19 protein-coding genes and 1 pseudogene are annotated in these 21,934 nt (G+C 62.3%); 12 read left to right on the top strand and 8 right to left on the bottom strand.

The window, feature by feature from the left end:
• Window positions 1-52 precede the first annotated feature (52 nt).
• Window positions 53-1,993 (bottom strand): DUF3604 domain-containing protein, encoded by a 1,941-nt coding sequence (locus AC070A_RS01485; RefSeq protein WP_057253858.1) that lies wholly within the window; start codon window positions 1,991-1,993, stop codon window positions 53-55.
• A gap of 226 nt (window positions 1,994-2,219) precedes the next feature.
• Between AC070A_RS01485 and AC070A_RS01480 the strand changes: the two are divergent.
• From AC070A_RS01480 to AC070A_RS01465, 4 genes and pseudogenes are all read left to right on the top strand, one after another.
• Window positions 2,220-2,459 (top strand): annotated as a pseudogene (locus tag AC070A_RS01480) (efflux transporter periplasmic adaptor subunit); the annotation flags it as partial.
• 128 nt (window positions 2,460-2,587) lie between these two features.
• Window positions 2,588-3,460, top strand: coding sequence for a helix-turn-helix transcriptional regulator (locus AC070A_RS01475; protein WP_057253863.1), 873 nt, complete (start codon window positions 2,588-2,590; stop codon window positions 3,458-3,460).
• A gap of 87 nt (window positions 3,461-3,547) precedes the next feature.
• Window positions 3,548-4,420: an NmrA family NAD(P)-binding protein gene (locus AC070A_RS01470; RefSeq protein WP_057253865.1), complete on the top strand. Its 873-nt coding sequence runs from the start codon at window positions 3,548-3,550 to the stop codon at window positions 4,418-4,420.
• Between the two features lie 73 nt (window positions 4,421-4,493).
• Window positions 4,494-5,426, top strand: a complete 933-nt coding sequence (locus AC070A_RS01465) for a LysR family transcriptional regulator (RefSeq protein WP_492384641.1) — start codon at window positions 4,494-4,496, stop codon at window positions 5,424-5,426.
• 26 nt (window positions 5,427-5,452) lie between these two features.
• On the opposite strand, the gene AC070A_RS01460 is transcribed toward AC070A_RS01465, so the two are convergent.
• Both AC070A_RS01460 and AC070A_RS01455 read right to left on the bottom strand, forming a co-directional pair.
• Window positions 5,453-6,463, bottom strand: coding sequence for an aldo/keto reductase (locus AC070A_RS01460; protein WP_058324842.1), 1,011 nt, complete (start codon window positions 6,461-6,463; stop codon window positions 5,453-5,455).
• 584 nt (window positions 6,464-7,047) lie between these two features.
• Window positions 7,048-7,440: a hypothetical protein gene (locus tag AC070A_RS01455; protein ID WP_112994450.1), complete on the bottom strand. Its 393-nt coding sequence runs from the start codon at window positions 7,438-7,440 to the stop codon at window positions 7,048-7,050.
• A 323-nt stretch (window positions 7,441-7,763) separates the two neighbouring features.
• Here AC070A_RS01455 and AC070A_RS01450 point away from each other — a divergent pair, with 323 nt between their 5' ends.
• Both AC070A_RS01450 and AC070A_RS01445 read left to right on the top strand, forming a co-directional pair.
• On the top strand, window positions 7,764-10,199 hold the full coding sequence (locus AC070A_RS01450) for an arylsulfatase (protein ID WP_113132233.1): 2,436 nt from the start codon (window positions 7,764-7,766) through the stop codon (window positions 10,197-10,199).
• 154 nt (window positions 10,200-10,353) lie between these two features.
• Window positions 10,354-10,683, top strand: a complete 330-nt coding sequence (locus tag AC070A_RS01445) for a hypothetical protein (RefSeq protein WP_112994448.1) — start codon at window positions 10,354-10,356, stop codon at window positions 10,681-10,683.
• 232 nt (window positions 10,684-10,915) lie between these two features.
• Here the strand turns inward: AC070A_RS01445 and AC070A_RS01440 are convergent, their stop codons facing one another.
• A complete protein-coding gene (locus AC070A_RS01440) occupies window positions 10,916-12,664 on the bottom strand; it encodes an adenylate/guanylate cyclase domain-containing protein (protein WP_113479429.1) in 1,749 nt (582 codons plus the stop codon).
• A 235-nt stretch (window positions 12,665-12,899) separates the two neighbouring features.
• On the opposite strand from AC070A_RS01440, the gene AC070A_RS01435 reads away from it, so the two are divergent.
• Entirely contained in the window at window positions 12,900-13,538 is a 639-nt protein-coding gene (locus AC070A_RS01435; protein ID WP_057253876.1) for a glutathione S-transferase family protein, read from the top strand.
• A gap of 95 nt (window positions 13,539-13,633) precedes the next feature.
• Here AC070A_RS01435 and AC070A_RS01430 read toward each other — a convergent pair whose 3' ends face one another.
• From AC070A_RS01430 to AC070A_RS01420, 3 genes are all read right to left on the bottom strand, one after another.
• Complete coding sequence (locus tag AC070A_RS01430) at window positions 13,634-13,927, bottom strand: putative quinol monooxygenase (protein WP_057253878.1); 294 nt, start codon at window positions 13,925-13,927, stop codon at window positions 13,634-13,636.
• A 102-nt stretch (window positions 13,928-14,029) separates the two neighbouring features.
• On the bottom strand, window positions 14,030-14,656 hold the full coding sequence (locus AC070A_RS01425; protein WP_057253880.1) for a cysteine hydrolase family protein: 627 nt from the start codon (window positions 14,654-14,656) through the stop codon (window positions 14,030-14,032).
• A 32-nt stretch (window positions 14,657-14,688) separates the two neighbouring features.
• Window positions 14,689-15,228: a hypothetical protein gene (locus AC070A_RS01420; protein ID WP_057253882.1), complete on the bottom strand. Its 540-nt coding sequence runs from the start codon at window positions 15,226-15,228 to the stop codon at window positions 14,689-14,691.
• A 157-nt stretch (window positions 15,229-15,385) separates the two neighbouring features.
• On the opposite strand from AC070A_RS01420, the gene AC070A_RS01415 reads away from it, so the two are divergent.
• The 4 genes from AC070A_RS01415 to AC070A_RS01400 all read left to right on the top strand — a co-directional run bounded on the left by AC070A_RS01415 (window position 15,386) and on the right by AC070A_RS01400 (window position 20,710).
• Window positions 15,386-15,883 carry a winged helix-turn-helix transcriptional regulator gene (locus AC070A_RS01415; protein WP_057254424.1) on the top strand — a complete coding sequence of 166 codons (498 nt, stop codon included), beginning with the start codon at window positions 15,386-15,388 and terminating at the stop codon, window positions 15,881-15,883.
• A 303-nt stretch (window positions 15,884-16,186) separates the two neighbouring features.
• On the top strand, window positions 16,187-17,698 hold the full coding sequence (locus AC070A_RS01410) for a nucleobase:cation symporter-2 family protein (RefSeq protein ID WP_113133629.1): 1,512 nt from the start codon (window positions 16,187-16,189) through the stop codon (window positions 17,696-17,698).
• Between the two features lie 256 nt (window positions 17,699-17,954).
• Window positions 17,955-18,560, top strand: coding sequence for a deaminase (locus tag AC070A_RS01405; RefSeq protein WP_057253886.1), 606 nt, complete (start codon window positions 17,955-17,957; stop codon window positions 18,558-18,560).
• 245 nt (window positions 18,561-18,805) lie between these two features.
• A complete protein-coding gene (locus tag AC070A_RS01400; protein ID WP_057253888.1) occupies window positions 18,806-20,710 on the top strand; it encodes an adenylate/guanylate cyclase domain-containing protein in 1,905 nt (634 codons plus the stop codon).
• A gap of 24 nt (window positions 20,711-20,734) precedes the next feature.
• Here the strand turns inward: AC070A_RS01400 and AC070A_RS01395 are convergent, their stop codons facing one another.
• Entirely contained in the window at window positions 20,735-21,325 is a 591-nt protein-coding gene (locus AC070A_RS01395; RefSeq protein WP_057253890.1) for a TetR/AcrR family transcriptional regulator, read from the bottom strand.
• 168 nt (window positions 21,326-21,493) lie between these two features.
• Between AC070A_RS01395 and AC070A_RS01390 the strand changes: the two genes are divergently transcribed.
• Window positions 21,494-21,916 (top strand): RidA family protein, encoded by a 423-nt coding sequence (locus AC070A_RS01390; protein WP_057253892.1) that lies wholly within the window; start codon window positions 21,494-21,496, stop codon window positions 21,914-21,916.
• The last annotated feature ends 18 nt before the right edge of the window (window positions 21,917-21,934 follow it).

Here is a 21,934-nt window from a genome sequence, read left to right as displayed (position 1 = left end):
CGGGCGCATGGTCTTCGTGCGTCCGCCCGCATGCGGTCATCCATCTCCCGGATTATGGCGTGTACCAGATCGGAGAGGTGTAGGCGCGCTCGGTCACGGTCATGCGCGTGCCTTCCAGCGGCCTCGTCCCGAAACGCTTGGCGTCATAGGCCGTCCACCGGGGCGTCGGGATCTCGATGACGCGGCCGTAGTAGAAGGCCTTCTGCTTCGGGTCGAACTCCGGGTCCTTCCAGACGGCGATCAGCTCGGGCGCGCCGATGGTGTTGGTCCATGTGGCGTTCTCGATGTCGACCGTATCGCCGACAGACGGCACTTTGCTGTCCGGGCCCGGCTTGCGGTCTCCGCCCCAGGCGACATCGTAGACCTGTTCGTGCGTCTCGCCCTTGTCGTCAAGCCAGCCCTTGACGACCTGGTAACGATCGAGATTGGCGCCGATCGGGTCCCTGAGCGCGGCAACGAGAAATGTCGGTGCCTTGCCCTCAGGCGCCGCCGTCAGATCGCCACCCATGGGCACGCCCTTGGCATAGCCGATGGCGCCGGGATTGCGGCCTTCGGCATCGGCCGGTTCGAAGTCCCAGCCGCCGAAGAAGCGCACGAGCATGCGCGGTCCTGTTGTCGCATAGGTCTCCTTGCGCTGCATGGCGTCCCAGATTGACTCGCGGGTGTTTTCCACCGCCCAGACGGCTGCGTAGCCAGACGCCCCGACCTCCCAGTCCATCACCGTTATGTTGGTCTTAGGGTTCTTGACGAAGGTTGCAGTCAGTCGTTCCGGGCTCGGTTCCTGGGGGGTCGTCTTGCCGAAGAAGTTCTCTTCCTCCATGGCCGACAGACCGGTATGCGAGTCCGAGCTGCCCACCAACCCGAACTTGTAGGGATTGGTGCCGAGTTGAGCCTCGAGCTTGAGGCCGTTCTTGAACGCCGAGCGCGCATATTCGAATTCGAGCATGTCCGGCGTCTTGCGCTCGCTGGCATCGAGGTTGCCGAAGTCCCAGATCTCGAAGTTTGCGAACTCGTCATTGGGCGCGAGCGCCGGGTGCGCCTCGCCGGTGCCCTTGGTCTGGGTTGTCTCATAGAGCCGTTCCCAGCGGGCGCGTTGCTCGACATAGTCCTTGTCCACCGGCTTGCCGGTGAAGGATTCGATCATCGGGAACATGCGCCCGTTGGACAGGTTGCCGTTGTGGGCGATCGCCAGCACACTGCCACCGGTCTTGTCCTCGTAGGCCTGCATCCACTTCCACAGGTCGCGCGGATTGTCGCTGCCGAGCGGCTTCAGCGTCGTGTAGGGCAAGACCTCGTTCGCCTTGTCGGCATTGTCGCGGAAGATGACGTTGCGGTGCAGGTTGTTGCCCGCTGTGTTCGATGTCCATTCGTAGCCGATGAAGGCGGTGAAGCGGCCGGGCTCGTTATATTCCTCGGCCGCCTTGATCGTGTCCTGCCAGGCGTTCTTGTAGGGGCGGGTGTCGGGCCCGTAGATCATCGACTGCGGCAGGGTGCCCTCGCTGAACCCGACGATGATTTCCATCGCCGCCTTGCCGCCCTGGCCCGACTTGATCATGTCGTACCAGGTCTTGGCCTGCGGATCGGAGATAACCTCCGGCTTGCCGGCGAAGAGGTCCGGAAACATGCCCATGTTGTCGGAGTGGTCGGAGACCACCAGGAAGTCGAGCGGGCGCGACAGCTTGGCGGGCTGGCCGCTCGACGCCATGACCTCTTCGCCGCGGGCGAAGCGATAGGCGTCGCGCGGCGTCAGCCGCGCCCCGAACGCGCCGGCGTCGAATGAGGCTCCGGTGTGAAGATGCGTGTCGCCGAACAGGGGGCGGGTCGGAAAATTGCGGCCTGCGTAGGGCGAATAGAGCGGCTTGGCGGCAAAAGCCTTTTCGGCCTTGGCCGTGTCCAGCGTGCCGGTGTCGTTATGTTCCTGTGCGGCTGCCGGGAGCGCCGGGCCAAGGCTCAGAATGCTTGCAAGGATCAATTTGGCAGACTTGTTTCTCATCGCTTTCCCCTCCGTGCGGCACGGCCGCTTCGCGAAAGACTGAGCTACTGCACGGAAACAATCGCACGGCGCTGCGGGGATTTCCTTGACTTTGATCAAGATCACCAGGGCGATGAGGGGGCGGGCCAGCGAGCAGGACAAGCGGGCAAAAGCTCGCCCGCCGCCCTCCGATGCCAGCTAACGGTCAGTTGGCAAACTCGGCGTTGCGACCTTCCCGTTCCTCTGACTGCAGGCGATCGCCTCCGGGCAGGCGCGCGTCTCCGGCACGGCGGTGGCGCCGGAGGCGGTATCGGCCGCACCCTTCATCGTGCGGATCAGGCTGGATGACGAGGCCTTTGCCGCAAGGCTGCCCGCGGGCGCGGCAGGGGTTGCCGCTGTATTCACCGACCGGGTAAAGGCGGCGCATGTGATCCGCCGGGTGCTTTTGCGCCAGATCGCGATCACCAACTATATCAACCCGTTCTGATGGAGCAACGGAAGCCTGATCTGGCAGCGGAAGCAAAGGTGGCGATCAACTGCGCGCCCGCCGTTGTTAAGCCGCCTGTTGCGACGTAGCATGGCCACCCCATGCCGAGGTCCAGGTCGCAGCAGGTCATGTCACTTTCTTCCATTCAACCATCGCCACAGATCCTGCTCACCAGTGCCGGGCGGGCATGGAACGTGCTTTCGGCCGACTTCATCCATATTCCGCGCGGCCGGGTGCATGTGCCGGGCGGCGAGATGCACCGTCTGGGCATGCATTTCGGTCCGCCGGTCAACGCCGATTGCCAATGCGGCGGTCGGCGCATGCGGCGGGTGCAGAAGCCGGGCGATATCGACATCATTCCGGCCGGCGTCGACGGTTCCTGGGAGGATGATGCCGACTGCCGGATCCTGCGGCTCAGTTTCTCGCGATCGCTGCTCGACCGGGTCGCGGCCGACCTCGGGCGGCATGGCGACAGGGTGGAATTGATGCCGCAATTGCAGCTGCGTGACACCAGGCTCGAAGCGATCGGCTGGGCGATCAAGGCGGATCTGGAGGCCGACACGCCATCCGATCCGCTCTATATCGACCTTCTTGCCAATGCGCTTGCCGTGCGGCTGATCGAGACCGCGACGGGCGGACCGCAACGGCCGGAAGGGCGGAGCGAACCGAAACTCTCGGCGCGGCAATTGCGGGTTCTGACCGAGTTCATCGAGACCCATCTGGACAAGAGGCTTCATCTTGCCGACCTTGCCGCGGTCGCGGGCTTGAGCGCCACGCGGCTGAAGACGCTCTTTCGCAACAGCACCGGCCTGCCGGTGCACCAATATGTGATCCGCCGCCGCGTCGAGCATGCCCGTGCGCTGATGACCACGACGATGATGCCGGCGAGCGAGATTGCGGTCGCCGCCGGCTTCGCCCATCAAAGCCATATGGCTTCAACGATGCGCCGGCTTCTGGGCGAGACGCCTGGCGAGATCATGCGACGCGCGGCCGAAATCTGACCGAAGCTGCAAAATCCTGGCCGAATCTGTGCGACGAGGGCCCTCGCGGTCCCTAGAACTTGCCGATCTTCAGCAAGGAACGAGATCATGTTTGTTATCCTCGGGGCCGCCGGAAAGGTGGGCTTTTCAACGGCATCGGCACTGCGCGCGGCGGGCCTGCCGGTCAGGGCGGTGCTGCGCGACGCGGCCAGGGCGGACAAATTGCGCGCGATCGGTTGTGACGTCGCGCTCGCCGATTTGCAGGACCCGGCGGCACTCCGTCAGGCATTCGCGGGTGCGCAAGCCGTGCAGATCATCCTGCCGCCGCCGCTCAGAGCCGAGGACGCCAGAGCTGAAATGCGCCGGATGACGGCGAACATGGCCGAGGCGATTGCGCGCGCAGGGCCGGAACGCGTGCTGGCGATCTCCGACTACGGCGCCCATGTCGACGAAGATATCGGCATGCCCACTGTGTTCCGTCACTTCGAGGATCGCCTTCGCGAGCTCGCCATGCCCAAGGTGTTCCTGCGCTCGGCGGAGCATATGGAGGGCTGGGCCCGCAGTATCCCCACGGCGATCGCGACGGGCATTCTGCCGAGCCTGCACCACCCGGTCGAGCGGACATTTGCCGCCGTTTCGACCGGCGATGTGGGCCGATCGGCAGCCGACCTCCTGCGCCGCCCGAGCATGGAAAAGGTCGAGCGTATCGTTCACGCCGAAGGACCGCGCCGCTATAGTGCCGCGGATGTTGCCGGCGCCCTCAGCCAGTTGCTGGGCCGCACGATCACCGCTCAGGCCGTGCGGCGCGAGCATTGGCAGGCGGCGCTTGAGCGGGCTGTGAGCGCGAGCACCGCCGGGCTCCTGGTCGATCTCTACGACGCGCACAACAAAGGCGGGCTGATCGACATCGAGCCGCAGGGCGAGGTTTGCTACGGCACCACCGAACTGGTCGAGGCTCTCCGGCCGTTCGTACCGGCATGACGGGACAGGGCGACAGGTCGAGGTTTCCGCGATAGCCTGACGGCGGGTTTTCGAATTCGAACCGGGTGGCGTCATGGATAACCGCGCAGGCGAGATGATGGTCTTTGTCCAGGTGGTCGAGGCCGGCAGTTTTTCCGAGGCGGCGCGGCAGCTCATGATGACGCCGTCGACCGTATCCAAGCTCATTCAACGGCTGGAAGCTCGGCTCGGCATCCGCCTGGTCGAGCGTTCGACGCGGCGGCTGCTTTTGACGGATGAAGGCGCGTTCTATTACGAGCGGAGCCAGAGGCTGCTTGCCGATCTCGACGAGACCGAGCAGCAGATCGCCCAAGGAGGTGCAGCACCCGAGGGGCTGATCCGGGTGAGTTCGTCCGTCAGCTTCGGCACGGCGGCGCTGGAGCCGATCCTGCCCGCTTTCTTTGAAGCCTATCCGAAGATCGTCATCGACCTCTCGCTGTCCGACGAGGTGGTCCACCTCTATCTCGAACGGACCGATGTCGCGATCCGGGTCGGGCGCCTGCCGGATTCCAATCTGGTGGCGCGCAAGATCGGCACGACAAAAAGGCGCATCGTCGCTTCACCCGCCTATCTCGCCAGGTGGGGCGTGCCGAAAACGCCGGAGGATCTGCTGAGGCATAATTGCCTGGGGTTCAATTTTCGCCGGGCAAACCCCGTCTGGCCGATGCGCGAGGGCGGGCGGATCGTCGAGCGGATGCTGAGCGGCTCGCTTCTGACCAATCACGGCGAAACCATCCGCCGCATGGCGATGGCAGGCGTCGGGATCGGGCGGATCGCCGACTATCACGTCCGCGGCCCGATCGCCCGCGGAGAACTCGTCGAGGTGCTTGCCGACAGCGCCATTGCCGAGGCTGATGAAATTCATGCGCTCTATCGCGGTGCCCAGCATCTGCCGGCGCGCGTGCGCGCGTTCCTCGATTTTGCCGTGCCGCGCCTGCAGCGCTTTCTGGCGGAGGATCCGGTAGCGGCTGCCCCGCCCGCAAGATAGCGGGCGGGCACAGTTCACGCTCTCGCTCAGGCTATCGGCAGGGGAGCGGCGGGATTGACCAGGCCGGCTGCCCTGAGTTCGCGCCAGAAATCGGCGGGAATGACCTCGTTCAGCGCCGCGCGGTCTTCCGCAATGCGGCTCGGCTGGCTGGCGCCGGGGATGACGGCGGCGACCGCCGGGTTGGCGAGCGCGAATTGCAGACCCGCGGCCTTCATGCTGATGCCGTGGCGGTCGGCGATCGCCTTGATGCGCGCGACCTTTGCAAGGATTGCGGGCGTGGCCGGGGCATATTCGAAGTTCGGTCCGCCAACCAGGGCACCCGAGCTATAGGGGCCGCCGACGATGATGCCGAGGCCGCGTTCGGCGACAACAGGCATGACGCGCTGCAGGGCGCGGTCGTGATCGAGCAGGGTATAGCGGCCGGCAAGCAGGAAGCCGTCGGGGCGGGGGCCTTCGAGCGCGAGCAGCAGTTCGATCGGCTCGACACGGTTGACGCCGAGGCCCCAGGCCTTGATCACGCCCTCGTCGCGCAGCCGGTCAAGCGCCTTGAACGCCCCCTTGCGGGCGGTCTCGAACACATCCAGCCATTCGTCGCCGTAGAAATCCTGGGCGACGTCGTGGACGAAGGCGATCTCGATCCGGTCGGTCTTCAGGCGCTTCAGGCTGTCTTCGATCGAGCGCAGCGTCGCGTCATAGGAATAGTCGTTGACGATCTTGTTGGGCCGGCCATAGCGGAAGACGTCGCCCTTTTCCCCGAGATCGCGGGCGCTGACATCCTCGATCTCGTCGAGGATGACCCGGCCGACCTTGGTGCTGATGACGTATTCGTCACGCGGACGGCCGGCCAGCGATTCGCCCATGCGGATTTCGGCGAGGCCGGCGCCATAGAAGGGGGCGTTGTCGAAATAGCGGATGCCGTCGTCCCAGGCGGCCTCCACGGTGCCGAGCGCCTCCTGTTCCGGGATATCGCGGAACATGTTGCCGAGCGGTGCGGCGCCGAAGCCGAGCGTGCCGGGAAGAATGTCCTTGAGTGCCATTTCACTGTCCTTTGCTGATCAATGGGGCAGGCCCTGCCTGCGTCGAGGGTGGACAGAGAAATAGGTCAGCCCGTGGATCGCCGGTAGGCAGACCGGGTTCGCAGGTATTAGGAAGCAAATTCACAGATGCCGAGACGGTCGATCTGTTGGGGGCGGCATGGCGCTCGCAATCTTGCGCCGCAGGGTCGATGCCGAATGGGACCGCCCGGCCAGCGCTCCAGGCGCAGGGTGGGGGCGATCCGTTTGGCCGCGCAGGGTGCGCTCTCTCGTCAGCCTGATGCAGCGCGCCATCTCCATGAGACGAACGGCTGTAAGCCGGCCGGGCAAAGCTCCGGCGGGAAATAGGGAAAAAAACTGCTTGGGAGGTTCACAGGGTGCGAGGCCGAAACCTCGTGAGGGAGCACAGACCTTCACGCTGTCACGGTGCTTGAAAAGCGCCAGTATCGTCCGTCCATGAACGCCTGACGAGGTTCACCGTCCGGGCCGGCCCCCCGTTTTCAGCCGGGGGCGGGGCCTGAGATAGCGGGCCGCCGGGTTGGGGCGGAGATCGCCCCAACCGTCGACGGAAAGCCCCGCAATGCATTTTACCAGTTGTTGTAGCCGCGAACCGGGCAGTTGGGCTGAAGGCCGAAGACGATCGTGCGACGGTGCGACCCTCTAATTTCGATCCATTGATTGGTGGTTCGACCGACTCTGGCGCCCTGCAAGCCCTCGGCCCGCGCTATAGCCAAAGCGCGTTGCGGGGTGCAAATGCGGCGCTGGGCGCGGCGATCGCGATACTGGCGGTCGCGATAGTAGCGGTCGCGATAATAGTCGTCGCCGTAGTCCTCGTCGTAATAGCGTCGGCCATCGTCATATCTTGGCCCACCGTCATCGAGATAGAGCTCTACGCCCTGGGCCAGTGCTGTGCCCGGCATCAGTGCTGCGCCCGGTATCAGCGACGCGAGCAGCAGGCTGATTGAAATGATCTTCTTCATGTATGTCACCTCCTAAACGTCGGTCCCATTTAGCGCTCGTAATTATGAACGCAGCCAGAACGGAATTGTTCAGGCAACGAAAGACGCGACGCCCGCGTCGATCGCTGGGATGCTTGCATCGCTATACGTGAGTCCCGCTCAAACGAGCATGTTTTTGCGTGATTCATGTTTGCCTGTGTCGGCATCAGCCGCCTTGGGACATTGAACCTAACGCGCGCGAGTTTTACGACCGGTCTTTTACCTTTCCCACACGCAGTGATATGCGTATATTAGACCGTTCTAATTCGGAGAGAATTCAACGATCTGCAGTAGAGGTGTTCGCCATGACCATTGGCCAGAGCATGCTTGCGGGTGCAGCCTTCTTCGCGCTTGGTTTTACGTCCGCATGGGCACAGCAGGTTTCAGGGACGCTCGGCGCACCCGGAGCGACCACGACAATTACGGGTAAGCAGCTTCCGTCGCCAAGTCCGGCTTTTGGCGGCGTGATCAAGGAAAAAGCCTCGGAATCGACGCCCTGGTGGACGCCGCGTGTCGTGCCTCCGAAAGGCGCTCCCAATGTGCTGCTCATCATGACGGACGACCAAGGCTTCGGCGCGCCGAGCACCTTCGGCGGGGTCATTCCGACACCGGCGATGGACCGCATCGCCAAAGAGGGGTTGCGCTTCACGAACTTCCACTCGACATCGCTTTGCTCGCCGTCCCGTGCGGCGCTGATCACCGGGCGCAATCACCATTCCGTCGGTTTCGGCGTGGTCGGCGAAATCGCTACCGGGTATCCCGGTTACGATTCGATCATTCCCATCGAGAAAGGAACGATCGGCACGATCCTCAAGGAAAATGGCTACGCCACCGCGTGGTTCGGCAAGAACCACAACACGCCGTCCTATCAATCGAGCCAGGCGGGGCCCTTCAACCAGTGGCCGACGGGCATGGGCTTCGACTATTTCTACGGCTTCGTCGGCGGCGATGCCAGCCAGTGGCAACCGAACCTGTTCCGCAACACGACTGCCATCTATCCGTTTGAAGGCAATCCCAAATGGAACCTGGAAACGGCCATGGCCGACGACGCGATCCAGCACATCAAGCAACTGAGCGAGATCGCCCCCGGCAAGCCCTGGCTCGTATATTACGTGCCTGGCGCCACCCATGCGCCGCACCACCCGACGCCCGAATGGATCAAGAAGATCAGCGACATGCACCTCTTCGACGAGGGCTGGAACAAGGTTCGCGAGACGATCTTCGCCAATCAGAAGCGGCTCGGCATCATGCCTGAGAACGCGAAGCTCACGCCTTGGCCCGACAGTTTACCGCAATGGGATTCGCTCAGTTTCGAGCAGAAGAAACTGTTCATCAGGCAGGCCGATGTGTACGGCGCCTACCTTGCCTATGCTGACAACGAGATCGGGCGGGTCATCCAGGCGGTGGAAGACCTCGGAGAGCTCGACAACACCCTGATCATCTACATCGGCGGCGACAACGGAGCGAGCGCCGAGGGCATGCTCAACGGCACACCGAATGAGTTCACCACATTCAACGGTGTCGAAGTTCCGGTTAAGGACCAGTTTCTCTGGTATCCATTCTGGGGTTCGGAGCGGACATTCCCGCATTTCGCAGCCGGCTGGGCCTGGGCAATGGGGACACCGTTCAAGTGGGTAAAGCAGGTGCCGTCGCATTTCGGCGGGACGGCGCAGGGCATGGTCATGTCCTGGCCCGGCCATATCAACGACGCGGGCGGCATCCGCGCGCAGTTCCACCATTTCATCGACATCGTGCCGACGATCCTGGAGGCGGCCGGCATCCCGCAACCGGAGACGATCAACGGCATCAAGCAGGAGCCGATCGAAGGCGTCAGCTTGGCCTACACATGGGACAAGGCGAATGCCACTGCCCCGACGCAACACCAGACGCAGTACTTCGAGATGCTTGGAAACCGCGCGATCTACCACGAGGGATGGGTCGCCGCGACGACGCCCGCAACACTGCCGTGGGAACTCAGCACCAAGACGCCTCCCGACGTGATCACCGGCTACAATTGGGAACTCTACAACGTCGACGAAGACCCGACGCAGTTCACCGATCTTGCCGCCAAAATGCCTGACAAGCTCAAGGAATTGCAGGACCTCTTCTATGCCGAAGCGAAGAAGTACAACGTGCTGCCGCTCGACAATTCGACGCTCGCACGCTGGAACGCCCCTCGACCCAACCTGACGGCCGGACGGACGGAATTCACCTATCAGGGAGAATTGAGCGGTGTGCCGGGCAGTGCTGCGCCCAGCACCTTGAACAAGTCCTATACGATTACTGCCGACGTCGAGATACCGGACGGCGGTGCGCAAGGCATGATCGTCACCGAAGGCGGCCGCTTTGGCGGTTACGGCCTCTTCCTCAGCCAGGGAGACTTCGGTGTCGGCAGTGGGAAGGTCGTGTTCCTCTACAATCTCCTCGACCTCAAGCGCACCATGTGGGAGGGACCGGAACTCGAACCCGGCAAACACACGATCGTCTTCGACTTCAAGTCGGATGGAAAGGGACTTGGCGCCGGCGGCACGGGCGTTCTGTCGGTCGACGGCCAGGAGGTCGCCACGAACAGCATCGACCACGGCATCCCGGTTACCTTCCCCGAGGATGAGACCTTTGACGTCGGTCTCGACACACGCACCGGCGTCGCCTTGCTGGAATACCGCTACGACACGCCCTTCCGCTTCACGGGCAAGATCGACAAGCTGACTTTTGAGCTGAAGCCAAACGCAACGCCCTAGAGCGCCGTGCGTTCAAGCGAACGCACAAAGGACGCTCTAGTACTTTGAATCTAGGCCATCTTTCCGCTTCCAGTGATTCCACTTGAGAGCGGGATGCTCTAGCGCCGGTGCATCGCAAGGCTTGGACATAAACGGCTAGCAGAGGTGCGTTCCTATGATACGCGTGCTTGATCTCGCCGCCTTCGCGGAGATGGCAACAGGCCTCGCGCTGGTGGTGCTGCCTTCGTTCGTGGGGCAGGTATTGCTTGGCGAGGCACTGACCGGGCCCGCTATCCCGACGGCCCGGGTGGCCGGTATTGCCCTGATCGCACTCGGCGTTGCCTGCTGGAGGAACTCAGGTCTCCTCGGCATGCTGATCTACAGTGCGGCAGTCACACTCTATCTGGCCTATTTCGGACTAACTGGCTCCGCGGGCGTCCTTCTGTGGCCCGCGGTCGCAGTTCATGCGGTGCTGTCGGTCTTGCTCTGGCGCAGTCGCAACTAACCCAACGTCACCTAGAGTGCCGTGCGTTCGACTGAACGCACAAAGGACGCCCTAGCACTTTGATTCTAGAGCATCTTTCGCCTCCAGTGCTTCCACTTGAGAGCGGGATGCGCTAGGCCGTGAACCCATAAATCAGCCGGGCGGACGACTTGCCGGCGTCCGCTATGCACCGAAAGCGACCAACGTTTGCAGCGCAGCTAAAAGAAGCAATGGGCCACAAGCAGAAGTTAACTCAACTTGCTCGTAAGGGGCGCACATACTGCTCCGGCAGCCCCGCCTTCCGCAGGGCATCAATCAAGTGTTGCTGAGCTTCAGGGCGTGCGTAGTGCAGTACCTGGATCACATTTCGAAGCGATAAATCCGGTTTCACCAGCTTCACCTTGGCGATCACCTCACTTGCACCAGTTAAGTCGCCTAATTGCGCGCGCGCGGCGGCTAGGTACAAGAGGCCACTGGAGCGTTGTACAGGGACACTCTCGAGCGCTTCGACTGCGTCAGCATATCGAGCGAGGTCAAAGAGCGTCAGGCCGCGAACCGCTGCAAACCAATCGGGCACGAAGGGACCCAAGCCTATGGCGGCATCGATTGTGGCCAACGCATCGGCCGGCCTGCCACTGGCGCGCTGCCAGTTCGCGTAGTCGCCCTTAATCTGTATATCGGCCGGATTGAGTGTCAGCGCCCTGTCAAAATGGAAGCGTGAACGGTCATGGTCTCCTGTCCAAAGGTAGTAGAGCGCTCTTGCCCAATGAGACGTGGCGTCGTTGGCATCTAGTTCCAGCGCTTGTTTCGAAGCGCTCTCGGCCTTGGCCATCTGATCGTCATCGAGCACAATGATATTGCTGATGGTAAGAGCTATCGCCAGCCAGGCATGCGCAAGTGCAAAATGCGGATCGACGGCAATTGCCCGCTCAAGTAGGGGTACGGCTTCGGCATCACGCTGATGGTCACATAGATTGCGGCCTTGTAACAGACAGTCATAAGCCGACCAGCTAGTAGTTGGTTTTGCACGGGCTTTTGCTGCTTCTGCAGCGTACATGCGGCCCTCCAGCATTGTTACTATTGCGGCCACAACAAGGTCCTGGACAGCGAAGATATCCTGCGCATCGCGATCGTAGCGGTCGGCCCAGACGTGAGTGCCGGTTATGGCATCGACCAACTGGGCTGTGATGCGTATTCGGTCGCCCAATTTGCGTAGACTACCCTCAACTACATAGGCAACGCCCAGTTCCCGCGCTACTTCGCTATGACTTTTTCCTTTGTTGGCAAAATGAAACGACGCGTGGCGAGCTACTACGGATAGGCCGTGAAAGCGGGCGAGTTCGGTAATGATATCCTCGGTGATCCCATCGGAAATGTACTGTTGCCCGGGATCACCACTCATGTTGGTAAATGGCAGTACTGCTATGGACGGTTTGATTCGTTCTACCGCTGTTGGTCGCACCGATGTTCCTGAGGGAGCTCCCAGACTATAGACCCGGACCGGCTGGGCGATATTCTTGAGTTGCTGCTCACCCATGTCTTCAAACGAGAGATCAAGGCGACTTCCTACGTTGTCGTGAACCATGCCGGTGACTGCAATGCCGCCCGCCGGGGCAAGTCCCTCGATCCGCGCAGCGACGTTCACGCCTTCACCGAAAACATCGCCATCCTCAGCAATCACATCCCCCAAGTTGACGCCAATGCGGAGTTGGATGGCTCGGTCCTCTGACAGCTCTGCGTTCCGTGCTGCCATATCCTTCTGTAATGCGACTGCGCAGGCCACGGCCTTCACGACGCTGGGGAATTCCGCGAGAAAGCCATCCCCCATAGACTTAAACAGCCGACCTTGGTGCTCGGCGATCCTGGTTTCGATCACTTCGGCGCGGAGGTTCCGCACGACCGCCAAGGTGCCGTCCTCGTCCACGCCCATGAGGCGACTGTAACCGACTACATCGGCGGCAAGGATGGCAGCCAGACGGCGCTGAACGGACTTGTCCACCACTCGATAGTGTCCCTGTTGGTCACCTGGGCTCCCTTGCAGAGCCTGGTTGATGACAGGATAGCATACATAGCCGCGCCTGGCCGCAACCAGTTGTCCCAGAGCGAAGTCAGGCTGCTACGCGTCAGGTCTGCTAGGAGTCATTCGCGACGAAGCGGCGGTCGATTTTTCTTTCGTACCTGTCGGCGCGCGGCGCCTTCGTTCGTCTTCATGACGTGCACCAACGGAGAGCCACCGCATGAAGCTCTACTTCAGCCGCAATCCTAATCCTCGCCTGGCGGTTGCCGTCGCGCGGTATCTGCAGGCCGGGGTCGCGTTCGAATTTGCCGAACCCATGGCGCCGGGCCAGGCCGAACGTTTCCGGTCACTCAATCCGAACCTGCTGCTGCCGATCCTGGAGCGCACCGGCCGGTCGCTCTGGGAGGCGGATGCGATCGCCTGCTATCTTTCCCGCCAGACCGGTTCCAATTTCTGGCGGACGGATGACGACGAGCCGGAGATGATCCGCTGGATCAGCTGGGGGAAGGAGAACTTCGTGAAAGCCTGCGACATGGTGCATTGGGAGCGCGGCACCAAGCTGCGCTACGGCATCGGCCCCTGCGAGGAAGCGATGGTGGAGGAGGGGCTGCGGGAGTTTCATAGGGCGGCGAGGATACTCGAGGCTGAGCTCTCCGGTCGCGCGTGGCTGGTCGGCGACACGGTGTCCTTCGCCGATTTCCGCATGGCGACATTCCTGCCCTTTAACGACGCGGCGCGGCTACCGATCGGTGATTATCCGGCGCTCATGCGCTGGTCGCGGCGGCTTGAAGAGATCGAGACGTGGCGTGATCCTTTCCATGGTCTGGTCGCGCCTGAACTGCCGCCGCTGCCGGGGTGAAGGGTACAGATTTTGCCTTTGGTTCGGACGGCGCTGGCAGCGGCCCGCGTGGTGATGCCGGCGGTCGCCGCTGCCGAGCTTCATACCCTCGGCGCCTATTCGACAGGTGTCGCTTTGTGGACGACAACGCCCGCGACCAGTCCTGCGGTTTCTTCGCGCCACTGTTTGATCGAGGGGCCGTCGAGATGCAGGTCGAAAGCGGCTGCATCCTGATAGACCTCGTGGATGTGGATTTTCGCCTCGTCATCGTTCGACGTCATGATGTCGAAGCGGAGCGTTCCTTTCTCATCACGCAGGCAGCGAGCCCGATGGGCTTGCAACAGGGGGATGAGCTGTTCTCGATGGCCGGCAACGGCTTCGATTGTTCCAAGTACTACGAATTTTGACATGGTCATTTCCCTGGTCACTGGGGACGGCGCGACAAACCGGCGTGCCGTCCGTGTCTCTTCGTTTCAGAGCAGCGGGCCCGAGGCTCTCGCCGGCGCCTTTCGTCACGAAGCCGGCAGGGCCTCGAGCAGTTCGCCCGTTGTCAGGATCGCGTGCGCGAAAGTGGGGCCGTTCAGATCGTGGGCGGCATGCATCATTTCATGCGTGAAGGCGGCCGTCGCATCGCGCACAAGGGTCACGTGATAACCGAGCTCCATGCCGTAGCGGGCCGTGGATTCGATGCAGGTATTGGCGAGCAGGCCGACGATGATGAGATGCGTGATGCCGCGTTGCCGCAGCTGCTGGTCCAGGTCGGTATTGGCAAAGCCGCTCTGGCCCCAATGCTCCTTGGCCACCACGTCCCCCGGCTTCGGCGCAAAATCCGGATGCCATTCCCCGCCCCATTCGCCGCGGGCGAACGAGTGGCGGTGCATGATGGCCTGCTGGGTCGGACTGGGATGCGCCCAGTCTTCGTAGTCGCCCGGTTCCCAGCGGCGATGCGGGGCGATGAAGACGCGTATTCCGGCGGCGCGGATTGCGGCATCGATCGACTTCAGGTTCTCGATCAGCCCGACGTCCTCGGCGATCGGCTTGATCCGGTCCCAGATCTTGCCGCCTTCCGAAAGGAAGTCGTTATAGGGGTCGACAAAGAGCAGGGCTGTCGTCTCTTTGCTGTAATTCGGCTTTGACATGGTCGTCTCCATTTTTATTGGTTCATAGAGACCTAGTTTCGAAGCGCCGCACGCTCGATGCTGGCAGCAAACAGCGGTGTCTCGCCCTTGTTGTGCGCAATCGACATCGGCTGTCGCTGCGCGCGGAACACGTCGAAGGGGATGCCTTGCCGGTCGAGCGAGGCCTTGAATTCCTCCGTCGCCCTGGAGCGAACGTGGTTGGTGAATTCGCACGTGTGCTCGTCAATGCGCCTGACGCTCAGTTCCCAAAGCACATGGATCGTGGTCCGGCCCGAAGGCGGGAAGAGATCCGAGACCGACTCCAGCACCAGGTGATGCTTCTCGCTCAGCGTCTCCACATAGTGCTGCACCATCAGGGTGCCGCCAATCGTTTCGACGTTGATCGACATGCGTCTGCCGTCGGGCGCTGTGGTAACGCCGGCGGCAATATGGGCCGGGGAGCAAAGCCGGTATTCCTCCTCGGCAAGCGTAAAGCACCAGCTCGGTATGTCGACCTTCTCGAAGGGGGCGTTGATGATGGCGCTGAAGCTGGAATCGACGATCTCGAGATCGCCGGTCTCGTGGCTGTTCATGGCAGACTCCTTTTCATGTCTGGCCTTTTCATGCTTGGCCTTTGAATGCCTGGCCGCATCGCGGGGGCCCTCATGGCCCGTTGCATTCCGTGCGACATCGCTTATATTAGATATGAAAATCATAGTGACAAGTGCCTATGAAAAAGAAAGTGACAAAGTGGAAAAGAATTCTGCCGAACGCACCTTGTGCCCGGTGGCGCGCTCCGAGGCCGTCGTGGGGGACCGCTGGACCGTGCTGATCCTGCGCGAGCTGTTCATGCGCGGACATCGCTTCGAGGAGATCCAGGCGCAGACGGGGGGCACGCCTCAGATGATCACCGCGCGCCTGAAGGCGCTGGAAACGGAAGGCATGGTGGAACGCCGCCAGTACAACCAGCGCCCGCCGCGCTTTGAGTATCACCTGACGGAAAAGGGAAACGCCTTCTACCCGGTCATCCTGGCGCTGCGCGCCTGGGGCGAAGCCTGGGTGAAGGCACCCGAAGAGGGGCGGGCGGTCAACTACACCCATCTGACCTGCGGCAAACCGGCAGGGCTGGGTCCGCTCTGCGAGAGCTGCGGCGAGCCCTTGAAGCGGGCGGATCTCAGCGCCGAGCTCAATCCGGCCTATGCCCAGGAAAGGGAAGAGCGGTGGGAACGGTTCAAGGAGAGCCGGTAGTCCGCATTCCGCTGCCGGGCGGGCGGCACGCCTGAGACACCACTGCCAGGCCATTGCGGAATGCGATCATCTCTGCTCTCCTCTGGACGTGCCGGGTGACGGCGCCAGACCGCCCGGGCGGTCGGACGCTTGCGGCTGCAATCGCCGGAAATGGCCGAGAAGCGGCCTGTCTCGCCGACTTTCCCGCCCAACCATTCCCGCCCAAAATCCGAAAGGTGTTTCGCGTTTTTTAGGCAAGCGCGATTTGCCCTCCTTCAGTAGCCTTTGCCTTGTCCCGCTGGAGACGGGACGCGTCGCAAAGGGATGGAGGAGAGACCCTTGGCAAGCATTTCAGAGGACACTACGCGTACCCAGAATCTGGCCCAGAATCCGGCCCAGAATCCCGAAGACGAACGCCTGAGCATCGGCGCCAACCTCGCCTATGGTCTGCAGCACGTTTTGACCATGTATGGCGGCATCGTTGCCGTCCCCTTGATCCTTGGCCAGGCGGCGGGCTTGAATTCCGCCGATGTCGGCCTGCTCGTCACCGCATCGCTCTTTGCTGGCGGTCTCGCAACTATCCTGCAGACGATCGGCTTGCCTTTCTTCGGCAGCCGCCTGCCGTTGGTGCAGGGCGTTTCGTTCTCGGGCGTCGCGACGATGATCGCGATTTCAGGCAATGGCGGCATTCCGGCCATTCTCGGCGCCGTCATCGCGGCCTCGCTGATCGGTCTTCTGATCACGCCGATATTCTCGCGCGTCACGCGCTTCTTTCCGCCGCTCGTTACCGGCATCGTCATCACCACCATCGGCCTTACGCTGATGCCGGTGGCAGCGTTCTGGGCCATGGGCGGCAACAAGGCGGCGCCGGACTTTGGCAGCACCGCCAACATTCAGCTTGCGGCGGTGACGCTCGTCATCGTCTTGCTGCTCAGCAAGCTCGGCAGTGCTTCGATTTCCAGGCTTTCGATCCTGCTTTCGATCGTGATCGGCACGGGCATCGCCTACGTCGCCGGCATGACCGACTTTTCGCAGGTGGCAAACGGCCCGGTCTTCGCGCTGCCGAAGATTTTCCACTTCGGTTATCCGACCTTCGAACTGGCGGCGATCATCTCCATGCTGATCGTCATCATCGTGACGCTGGTCGAAACTTCGGCGGATATTCTCGCCGTCGGCGAGATCGTCGAGACCAAGGTGGATTCGCGCCGGCTCGGCGACGGCCTGCGCGCCGACATGCTGTCGAGCATCCTGGCACCTGTCGTCGGCTCCTTCACCCAGAGCGCTTTTGCCCAGAATGTCGGCCTCGTGGCGGTCACCGGCGTCAAGAGCCGCTATGTGGTGGCAACGGGCGGAATGTTCCTGGTGACGCTCGGCCTTTTGCCGATCATGGGGCGCGTCGTTGCTTCCGTCCCGACCTCCGTTCTCGGCGGCGCCGGCCTCGTGCTCTTCGGCACGGTCGCGGCTAGCGGCATCCGTACGCTGTCCAAGGTCGAGTACAACAACAACATGAACCTGGTGATCGTCGCCACCTCGATCGGCTTCGGCATGATCCCGATTGCGGCCCCCGGCTTCTACGAGCATTTCCCGGCCTGGGTCGCGACGATCTTCCATTCGGGCATCTCGTCGGCCGCCGTGATGGCGATCCTGCTCAACCTCTTGTTCAACCACTTCACGGCAGGCAATTCCGATCAGCAGTCGGTCTTCGCCGCGGCAACGGAGCGCACGATCCGCTACCAGGACATCGCCCGTCTGCATGACGGCGACTACTTCCTCAACGGCAAGCTCTACGATGCCAAGGGCGCGGAAGTGCCGCTGATTGCGGCGGAGGCGCACTGAGCCGGCCCGATCTTTGGAACACGCAATCCCGGGCGGAAGTCGCTTCAGACTTTTCCTGGGATTGTTTTGAAACACGCAATCCCGGACGGAAAACCGCTTCGCACTTTTCCTGGGATTGCTCTGAAATACGCAACTCCGGACGAAAAACCGCTTCGCACTTTTTCTGGAGTTGCTTTGAAACCCGCCATTCCGGGCAGGAAGCCGTTTCCTGTTTTTCCTGGCGTTGCTCTCAAAACCCAACAAAAGGACACTGGGAATGACACAGCAGACCGATAACTACCAACTCCTCGATGCACTGCTTGGCACGATGGAGCGCGGCATCATCCCGGCAACGGAAGCCGGTGTTGCTGCCGGCAACAAGATCTTCGGCGCGGCACTGATGCGCAAGTCCGATCTTTCGACCGTGCTCGTCGAGACCAACAACGAAACGGAAAACCCGCTCTGGCACGGCGAAGTGCACACGCTGAAGCGCTTCTACGAGATCGAGGGTACTGAGCGCCCGGACTCCCGCGATCTCATCTTCCTCTCCACGCATGAGCCCTGCTCGATGTGTCTGTCGGCGATCACCTGGGCGGGCTTCGACAATTTCTACTACTTCTTCAGCCACGAGGATTCCCGGGACAGCTTCTCCATTCCGCACGACCTGAAAATCCTGAAGGAGGTCTTCACGCTGGAGCCCGGCGGCTACAACCGCACGAACGCGTTTTGGAAGGGCCAGTCGATCCACGCGCTGATCGACGGCCTGCCCGAGCCGCAGCGCAAGGATTTGAAGGCTCGCGCAGACGCGATCCGCGCGAAGTACGACGAACTCTCCTCCACCTACCAGGACAGCAAGGACGGCAACGCCATCCCGCTGAACTGAGGCCTGAAAGACGGCCTGCGCATCGGACCATTTCATTGTCTCCTGCAGCGCCGCGCGTCCTATCAGACGCGCGGCGCTGTAGCGCTTTGAAGTGCTGCATGTTTGTGTCCTTCAATCGGCTACGATCGAAGGAAACATGCAGTTGATTCAATGAAATGGTCTATTTGTTTGAAAGATTGCGCATTCCTGCCGGCCCGAGCAGGTGATAGTTTCGCCGAAATAAAGTCACGTTTCGGGGGAGTTGCGTGAACTGGTCCAGGCCTCTCAGGGTGCACCTCAGCGTTCTGGTCGTCGCCTTGCTCATCTGCACGGCGACGCCGATCATCTGGATGGCGTTCAGCCAGGGCAGGGCGGCGGCCGTTCTCGGCGGCGCCAAGCACATGCGCGAGATGAGCTTTCGGCTGATCGAAGGCTACAGGAATGCGTTGGAAGGCGGACATGAGGCCGTCGGACTGGCGTCCGCGGTACCTCAGCTCATACCCACGCCGCCTGCGGAACTTGAGGCAAAACAGCAGTTCTTCCTGGAGGTGCTTCGAAGCGTGTCCAACGCGACGAGCATCTATGCCGGTTATCCTGACGGTTCCTACGTGCAGGTGATCAACACCGAGAGGGATTATGTCCGCCAGAGCCTTTCGGCGCCGGCGGAGGCGAACTTCGCCATCCGGACGATCACGCCCAGGCAGGGTTCGCAGGCTCAGTCGACCCTTCAGTTTCTCGACCGCGAGACAAGGCCGATCGGAGAGCCGAGGTTTGAGCCGACATCCTTCGATCCACGGCAACGTCCGTGGTATCAGGCCGCCGTTTCAAGCGGTGCGCCGGTGTCCGTCGGGCCCTTCGTCGCGGGAACGCTCCGGGTTCCGACGCTCGCTTTGGCCGCGCCGATGAAGGGCGACCACCGGGTCGTGGTTGGCGTCAACATTCACCTGCAGACCGTCAGCCGGCTGCTCGATCCGCGGGAGATTTCGCCGCGCGCCCGGTCCTTCATCATCGGCGACGGCGACACGATCGTCGCCCATTCCGACCCGGCGATCATGGGCAGGATCTTGGGAACCTGGTCGGGCGGGCGCGCCGTCGACATGGGCAGCCTCGACATGAGCGTGGAGGCCGTGGCGCGACTGCGCAAGGATCCGCGCTATGCCAATGGTGGCCTTGCCGAGATTGATCTTGAGGGCGAAAGCTATCTGGCGCAGGTCGCGCCGGTCAGCGTTGACGGCCTGTTCAAGGGGAGCTCGGTCGCAATCGTCGTGCCGCTCGACGATCTCGTGGCGCAGGCCAACCGGTTGCTGGTGCGCAACCTGTTGATTGCCGCCGGCCTTCTGGTGGCCGGCGTGTTCGGATCGCTGATGCTGTCGCGGGTGATCAGCCAGAAGCTTTACCGGCTTGCCGACGAGGCGCGCCGGATCGGCGATCTGAATTTCACCGGCAAGGGCGTGGCGCATTCGTGGATCACCGAGATCAACACGCTCGGGGGCGCGCTTGCTGCCAGCCGCCGTGCCATCGTGCAATTTGCGCTCTACGTGCCGCGCGAGGTGGTGCGGCGGATCATAGACCCTCAGGGCGGGGCGGTGGTCAAGGGCAGGCGGCAGGAGGTGACGGCACTCTTCACCGACATTCGCGACTTCACCACCATTTCCGAGCAGCATTCGCCGGAGGATGTGGTCGACATTCTCTCTGCCTATTTCGAGCTCCTGAACGGCATCGCCGAAGAGCATGGCGGGACCGTGGTGCAATATCTCGGCGATTCCATCTTCGTCGTGTGGAATGCGCCCGTCGAGGATATCAGGCACGCCGAACACGGCTGTCGTTGCGCGCTGGCGATGAAGGCGGCGGTCGAGGGCCTGAATGCTGCCAACCGCCAGGCGGGCCGGCCCGAATTGTTCACACGCTTCGGTCTGCACACCGGTCCGGCCGTCGTCGGCAGCATCGGGGCGGCCTCGCGCCAGCAATACACGGCCATGGGCGACACCATCAACGTCGCCTCCAGGCTCGAAGGGTTGAACAAGGAGTTCAATACGTCGATCCTGGTGAGCGTCGCCGTGCACGACGCGGTCGCCCGCAGCTTTGTTTTCCGCGAAATCGGGCTAGTGCAGGTCAAGGGACGCGCTGCGAAGATCGACCTTTGGGAACTGGTGGGGGAACGCGGCGGGTAGGGCCGGCGGATCGCGCCGCCTGCCTCATCGATCCGCCAGAAAGCCCGAGACCAGTGCGCGGAAAGCATCAATCGCCTTCGGCAGCACGGCCTGCGGATCATCACTGGCGGCGACCCATAGGGCGGCGTTGAGCGCGGCACCGCTCAAGAGCCTTGCGGCGGCTTCCGGATCAACCGGCTTCAGCACGCCTTTCTCCAGCAGCTGCTCCACCGACCGCTTCGTCGCCACCAGGCAGCTGTTCTGGCTCGGCCATTTCGAGGGGTCGCCGAGCACGGCGGGGCCGTCGAGCAGCACGATGCGCTGGACCTCCGGGTCGAGCGCCATCTCGATATAGGCGGCACCTTCCGCAAGCATGGACTGCCAGGCGTCGTCGTTTGCGCCGCCGATCTCCTTGGCGCGCGCGGCCATTTCGCCGTCGATCTCATTGACGACGGCGGCGAGCAGCCCGCGTTTGTCGCCGAAATTATGGTAGAGCGCGCCGCGCGTCAGGCCGACATCGGCGGTGAGCTCATCCATGGAAGCGGCGGCGTAACCCTTTTCGGCGAAGGCCTTTCGGCCCGCCGCTATCAGCTTCACGCGGTTTTCTTCCATCGTTTCCTGGCGCGTTCTGGCCATGTTGTCCTCAAATTCATATACGATGCGTATATGAATTTGACATACGCGCCGTATTTGGTTAGTTCATATACGTGGCGTATATCAAATGAAGCAGGTTTTGTGAAGTTCTGCCGGATCGGGCAGCGCTCGCCCGTTTCTGCGCCCTGGATTTAGCAAAGGACCAGACAGATGACTTCACGCGACGCAATCTTTCCCGCAAACAGGCACGCGCTTTACGAGGCCCACGGCTATTCGGCCGCGATCCGCTCTCAGGATCTGCTGTTCGTGTCCGGGCAGGTGGGGAGCCGCGAGGACGGCTCGCCCGAACCGGATTTCGCCCGCCAGGTCGAGCGCGCCTTCGACAATCTCAAGGCAACGCTCGCCGCGGCCGGCTGCAGCTTTGACGACATCGTCGATGTCACCACCTTCCACACCGACCCGGAAAACCAGTTCGAGACGATCATGACAATCAAGAACCGGATCTTCCCGGAAAAGCCCTATCCGAATTGGACCGCCATCGGCGTCAACTGGCTTGCCGGCTTTGATTTCGAGATCAAGGTGATTGCGCGGATTCCGGAGAGTGCTGGAGTTGGGCGCGAGCGGGCGGCCTGACACCGCCGGTAGACCGCT

The sequence above is a fragment of the Ensifer sp. GW101-20A05 genome, from assembly GCF_059424735.1.
This window is presented reverse-complemented; position numbering and strand designations above follow the sequence as displayed.